The following is a 6,893-nucleotide window of genomic DNA, read 5'->3' on the forward strand; positions in this document are numbered from 1 at the left end:
CATCCCGAACACATCCCGAATGCATCCCGAACACATCGAGAAGTCAAGAACTCCAATAGTTTCATTATAAACTTAGCGTAGATTTACCGCTTATATAAATTTGAACTTTCAGAATCTATCGAACAGCAAATGTAACTTTTCCGCAACCCACAATAAGTTTGTATTTGGACTTTAGGTCTATATAAATGCCTTATGAGGCTAAGCGTCCAAGCTACTTACGCTCGGTAATAAAAGAAAAAACGAGTTTTTTCTTTGTATTACGCTCGCTTATTCTTTACCTCTGACGCTAAGCGTCCAAGCTACTTACGCTCGGTAATAAAAGAAAAAACGAGTTTTTTCTTTGTATTACGCTCGCTTATTCGTACCTTTGCAAAATGAGTATGCAAACAGAAAAGATAAACGAACAAACACCAGCCAAGACAGACGAAGTGCTGAATGTGGCAGGTAAATTGGCCGATATCAGTACGTCTATCGGACATATCATAAACGCTGACTCTATGAGCCAGATACTACACACATGTCTCAACGCACTAGAACCGGAACAGGCAAACTTCATGTTCCAACTGATTTCACACGTAGTCAACAAGGCGGCGAGACCAGAAGTGACAGAGGTCAGGCCTAAGGAACTGGAATGTGACGTGGTGCGCTTTCAAAACAATAAAGACAAATGGGTGGCACTCGTAGGACTGCTCGACGGATACCCTTACGAGATTTTTACTGGTCTGCAAGACGACGACGAAGGCATTATGTTGCCTAAATCGGTCACACACGGAAAAATCGTAAAACAGGTAAACGAAGATGGAACAAAGCGTTATGACTTCCAGTTCGTCAACAAACGAGGATACAAAACAACCGTTGAAGGACTATCTGAGAAGTTCAACCCAGAATACTGGAACTACGCAAAACTGATTTCTGGTGTGCTGCGCTACCGCATGCCCATCGCACATGTGGTAAAACTGGTAGGGTCGCTCCAGCTCCAAAACGAAAGCATCAATACATGGAAGATCGGTGTGGAACGTGCACTCAAGAAATACGTCAACGATGGAACCTTCACAGAAAAGGAGAATGAAGACACCATTTGATACGAGCATCATCATCAACAAAGCTCGCTTCCATGCCTACCACGGCGTCATGCCGCAGGAACAGACCGTCGGAAACGATTATGAGGTTAGCATCCAGATAGGATACGACTTCACTCATGCCATGCAAACTGATGATCTGAGCCATACCATCAGTTATGCTGACGTCTATCAAACAATAAGTCAGGAGATGCAGACTCCATCAAAGCTGATTGAACATCTGGCGGGAAGAATCTGCAAAAGACTCTTCGACACATACCCCAACATTACAAAAATCGACCTCAACATCATCAAGAAAAACCCACCGATGGGAGCTGATTGCGAGGGAGCCGGAGTAAGGGTAATTATGACAAATGAGCAAAAAACTATGCTTTAGCAGTTGGTTTTTGACTGAAAATGCGTACTTTTGCAAACGGTAAACAATTAATATGTGTAAAAAGAATACCTTATACCTATTATTATTAATGGTGGCGACGGCCTTACAGGCAGCCGCCAAAGATAGATTCACCCTTGTCATCGACCCAGGTCACGGCGGTCACGACGCTGGTGCTGTAGGCTCTTTTTCTAAGGAAAAGAACATCAACCTCAATGTTGCACTCGCCTTCGGAAAATACGTAGAAAACAACTGCCCAGACGTAAGAGTCATCTATACTCGCAAAACAGATATTTTCATACCGTTGCACACACGTGCTGACATAGCCAACAGAAACAAAGCAGACCTCTTTATCTCCATACACACCAACTCACTACCCGGTGGACGCATAGCACGAGGACTCGAAACCTATACCCTCGGTATGCATAGAGCCAACGACAACTTAGAGGTAGCTAAACGAGAAAACTCAGTTATTCTCGTGGAAAAAGACTATAAGCAACGCTATCAGGGATTCGACCCACGGTCAAGCGAGAGCTATATAATGTTTGAACTCATACAAGACAAAAACATGGAGAAGAGCGTCGAACTGGCCCGAGCAGTACAACGCCGCACATGCGCATCAGCCAACAGACCCAACAAAGGCGTTAAGCAAGCCGGATTTCTTGTACTCCGCGAAACATCGATGCCCAGTTGTCTGATCGAGTTAGGCTTCATCTCTACTGCAGACGAAGAGCGCTTTCTGAACTCTAAAGACGGTATTGACAAACTCGGTTTCGGCATCTATCAAGCATTTCTCGACTTTAAAAAAAAATCAGACGCGGCAACACAACCTTCATACCAAATACAGGAACCGGAAAAGGTAAACGTGCCGACAATAGCCACGCCAAGCCAAAAACAACAAGCGCCAAAGACCAAAAACGACAAAACGGACAACAAACCGCTGGCAAACAACATACCGCAGGCAAAGCCAAAAACAGACAACAAGACGCAAAAAAATCAGGTATTGCAGGAACTGGCCAACGCCAGAGCAGGAAGAACAACCGTTGACGACAACAATAAAAAGCCATCAACCGATGTGGATTCTATCCTCATGGCAGATCCAACTCGCAATAACGAGACAGGGAAAGACAGTTCTCAACAAGGAGAACCAATAATGCCGGCTTCAAAACCAACACCAAAGGCGGAAGTAAAACCAGTAGAAAAACCCGTTCATAAGACAGAGGTACGTCACGGCAAAACCATTGTTACACCAACCCCAAAGGCGGAACAAAATGCCGAAACTGCGGCAAAACCAGTACAAAAGACTGAAGCAGAAACCGTAAAGCCTGCGGAGAAACCAACACCAAAGGCAGTTGAGAGATCTACGAGTACCATTGCCACACCTCAACAGACAAGCGGACAACCCATATTCAAGGTACAGATACTTGCCAGTTCAGCTCGTCAGAATCCAAACAGCCCCATGCTGAAAGATTTGGAAAACGTAGATTATTACGAAGAAAACGGCATGTTCAAATATACCGTAGGCGCATCAACCGACTATCAGGAGATTTACCAACTCCGCAAGTCATTATCAGAACGCTTCCCCGAAGCATTCATCATCGCCTTCAAAGACGGACGTAGGGCCAATGTGCAACAAGCAATACAAGAATACAGAAGAAACAAAAACAAGAAATAAAGAAAAAACTTAAATATGAAATTTTTCACAAAAGAAGTCAAAATCGCACTAACTGCCATCTTCGGCATACTCGTGCTTTTCTATGGATTGCAGTTTCTTAAAGGACTCAACATATTCTCAAACACCAACACCTACTATCTCGTGTTCAACGATGTAAGTGGACTGTCGGCTTCATCGCCTGTCTATGCCAACGGATATAAAGTAGGTGTCGTGGAACGCATAGACTATAACTACAACGACCCCAACAACATCGTGGCTGTTGTAGGACTTGATAAAGCCATGCGCATACCTGTCGGATCACGTGCCGAACTGGCAAGTGATCTGCTCGGCAATATCAAAATCAACCTGATTCTGTCGGGCAACCCCACACAACTCATGGCTGCCGGCGACTCTATCAAAGGCGGAATGGAACTGGGACTCATGAACCAAGTGGGACAAATGATGCCGACCGTAGAACGTATGCTCCCAAAACTCGACTCCATCATGGCAAGCCTCAACATCCTATTGGCAGACCCTGCACTACGCAACACCCTGCACAACGTGGAAGGAATGACCGACAATCTCAATAAAACAAGCGTAGAACTCAAATCACTATCTGCCAGTCTGAACAGAGATGTCCCATCGGTTATGAAAAAAGCAGATGGAGTTCTCACCAATACAGAGCAACTCACAGCAAACCTCAGCGCCGTGGATATTGCCACTATGACGGCAAAAGTCAACCAAACGCTGGATAACGTAGAGCAAATGACCAACAGGCTCAACAGCAAAGAGGGCACACTCGGACTGCTCATGAGCGATCCACAACTCTACTACAGACTCAGTTCAACTGCTGCAAGTGCAGATTCTCTACTCATCGACTTGAAAGCACATCCTAAGCGTTACGTACACTTCTCTGTGTTCGGAAAGAAGGATAAATAAGAGAGATGCTTGTTTTTAATTAGTCTAAATAACAACCATCAGAAGCACATGACCCAAAAAGACAGGTCTTATGCTCGTTATCAGACGATTTCGTGACCATCTGAGAGATAGCAGAACAGACCTGCAATAGGTCTTGAGTCACAGCGTTAATAGACTATTATATAAGGAGTTACATTATTACAATAGTGTTTCACGACTACAAAAACAAGCCATATCCCGTAAATACCACAGGAATAGGCAGTTAGAGGAATATATATATAACAAACAAAAAATAAAGATTTGGTTAATTGAAAAAAAAGTGCGAACTTTGTATCCGCTTTACGAAAAGCAACCGTATCTTTTAACTATAAATACAAAAGAAATTCCATAATGGACAAAGCTCCTAGACTGCTTTGGAACGACTGCCTCTCGCTAATAAGAGATAACGTTTCTGAGCAACAGTACAAAACATGGTTTGAACCTATTGTCTTCGACTCTTACGACGAAGACAACAGGACACTTGTCGTGCAAATACCAAGCCGCTACGTCTATGAAGTATTGGAGCAGTATTATGTGGAATTGCTAAGCAAAGTACTGCATCGCTGTTTCGGCACTAATATTGCGCTGAAATATCGTGTTGTGGTTGACAAAGCACACGGTCTTACCGTTGACGAAGAAGGTAGCGAATCTGTTGCTATCGACAAGCCAAAGGTTTCAACACGTGCCAACCAATCCCCCACCACCCTCGATGCAGCAACCCCACAGGATTTAAATCCACAACTGGATCCCCATAAGAATTTCCAACGATACATCGAAGGCGATAGCAACAAGTTGCCACGCACCATCGGTCTCTCCATTGCCGAGCACCCCGGACGCACCACTTTCAATCCATTCTTTATCTACGGTCCGTCAGGTAGCGGTAAAACACACCTTATAAATGCTATTGGTGTGCGCTGCAAAGAGATTTATCCACAGAAACGAGTACTCTACGTATCTGCCAGATTATTCCAAGTGCAATATACCGATGCAGTACGTCATAACGCGGTCAACGACTTCATTCATTTCTATCAAACCATCGATGTGCTCATCGTTGACGATGTTCAGGAATGGGCTGCAGCCACCAAGACCCTCGACACATTCTTCCACGTATTCGATCATCTGTTCCGTTGTGGAAAGCAGATTATATTGGCTGCCGACCGTCCACCAGTTGATTTGGTAGGTGTGAAGGATCGCTTGCTGACTCGCTTCTCATGTGGTATGATAGCCGAATTGCATAAACCCAACGTGCAATTGTGCATTGACATCCTCAATACCAAATGTCGCCGTGACGGTCTAAAATTCCCTGCCGACGTCATTCAGTTTATTGCCGAAACCGCCAATAGTTCTGTACGTGAATTGGAAGGAGTGGTCAACTCATTGATGGCATACTCTATTGTATATAATAGCGATATTGACATGCGCCTCGCTGAACGTGTTATCAAACGTGCCGTGAAGGTGGACAACCGTCCCCTGACCATCGACGATATCATCGAAAAGGTATGCGCACACTATAATGTCACCCAACCCAACGTAATGAGCCGTTCTCGCAAACGCGAATTTGTAATTGCCCGACAACTCTCCATGTACTTCGCACAGAAATACACCAAGATGCCTGCATCGAGAATTGGACAGTTGGTAGGTGGTCGCGACCACTCAACAGTCATTCACAGCTGCAATACGATAGACCAGCGCATGAAAGTTGATAAGGCATTTGTAGAAGAAGTGACCAGCATCGAAAACTCTTTCAAACTGAAACAATAGCACATCAACTCCAATCGTACACATTCCAATTCCTATATTGATTGGGGATGTACCTTACAAACAAGAGGATAAAATACAAGCAGGATTATCATTTTCGATAATCCTGCTTGCGTTTATCTGTCCGTTTGTCTTCAGACGACGAAAGTCTGACAGCTATTCGCCTTTGACATTCATCGCAATTGTCTGATTACAACAGATTGTCTTTCTCTATATCCTTGAAATACTTGTAGGTGGCAACTTTCAGTTCGTCAGCAGCTGGTTCATCAGCCACGATAATACCATGTTGATGCATCTGAAGGGCAGAAATAGTCCACTCCTGAGTAACAGCACCCTCTACAGCCGCCTTCATGGCACGAGCCTTATGGTGGCCGTTGACGAGAATCATCACTTCGCGAGCATCCATCACAGTACCAACACCTACAGTAAGCGCCAACTTGGGCACCTTGTTTACATCATTGTCAAAGAAACGAGAGTTGGCAATAATCGTATCGGTTGTTAATGTCTTGACACGAGTGCGAGATGTCAACGAAGAATAAGGTTCGTTGAAAGCAATATGACCATCAGGACCTATACCCCCAATAAAAAGATCTATACCACCTGCTTCGGCTATCATCTGCTCATAACGAGCACACTCTTCTGCAAGATTTTCTGCATTACCATTAAGAATATGGATATTCTCTTTCGGACAATCAATATGGTCAAAAAGATTACGAGCCATAAACGAATGGTAGCTTTCTGGATGACTTTCAGGCAATCCTACATACTCATCCATATTAAATGTCAGCACATTCTTAAACGACACACGACCTTCCTTGTTGGCTTTTACCAGACAAGCATACATTCCCTCTGGTGAAGAACCAGTTGGCAAACCGAGTACAAAAGGATGTTCTTTGGTAGGTTTGGCAGCATTAATACGCTCAATAACGTGTTCAGCAGCCCATTGCGACAATTTCTGATAATCAGATTCAATAATAACGCTCATATTGAAGATATATTTGGTGATAACTTTTGTAACGCAAAGGTAGTATAAATTCATGAAATATATACATGCTACAATCTGGAATATATA

At 43.9% G+C, this 6,893-nt stretch carries 4 protein-coding genes and 2 pseudogenes; 5 read left to right on the forward strand and 1 reads right to left on the reverse strand.

What is annotated here, in order from left to right; genetic code table 11:
- Positions 1 to 593: 593 nt before the first annotated feature.
- The 5 genes and pseudogenes from CIK89_RS04195 to dnaA all read left to right on the forward strand — a co-directional run.
- A pseudogene (locus CIK89_RS04195) lies at positions 594 to 1,049 on the forward strand (ribonucleoside-diphosphate reductase, adenosylcobalamin-dependent); the annotation flags it as partial.
- Between the two features lie 16 nt (positions 1,050 to 1,065).
- A complete protein-coding gene (gene folB / locus CIK89_RS04200; RefSeq protein WP_094390179.1) occupies positions 1,066 to 1,455 on the forward strand; it encodes a dihydroneopterin aldolase in 390 nt (129 codons plus the stop codon).
- A gap of 52 nt (positions 1,456 to 1,507) precedes the next feature.
- Positions 1,508 to 2,258 (forward strand): annotated as a pseudogene (locus tag CIK89_RS04205) (N-acetylmuramoyl-L-alanine amidase); the annotation flags it as partial.
- A gap of 884 nt (positions 2,259 to 3,142) precedes the next feature.
- Complete coding sequence (locus CIK89_RS04210; protein ID WP_094390180.1) at positions 3,143 to 4,045, forward strand: MlaD family protein; 903 nt, start codon at positions 3,143 to 3,145, stop codon at positions 4,043 to 4,045.
- A gap of 369 nt (positions 4,046 to 4,414) precedes the next feature.
- On the forward strand, positions 4,415 to 5,824 hold the full coding sequence (dnaA, locus tag CIK89_RS04215) for a chromosomal replication initiator protein DnaA (RefSeq protein ID WP_094390181.1): 1,410 nt from the start codon (positions 4,415 to 4,417) through the stop codon (positions 5,822 to 5,824).
- 187 nt (positions 5,825 to 6,011) lie between these two features.
- Here the strand turns inward: dnaA and nagB are convergent, their stop codons facing one another.
- Complete coding sequence (gene nagB / locus CIK89_RS04220; protein WP_094390182.1) at positions 6,012 to 6,806, reverse strand: glucosamine-6-phosphate deaminase; 795 nt, start codon at positions 6,804 to 6,806, stop codon at positions 6,012 to 6,014.
- Positions 6,807 to 6,893: the final 87 nt, after the last annotated feature.

Source organism: Prevotella sp. P4-119, assembly GCF_002251345.1.
Lineage (GTDB): Bacteria > Bacteroidota > Bacteroidia > Bacteroidales > Bacteroidaceae > Prevotella.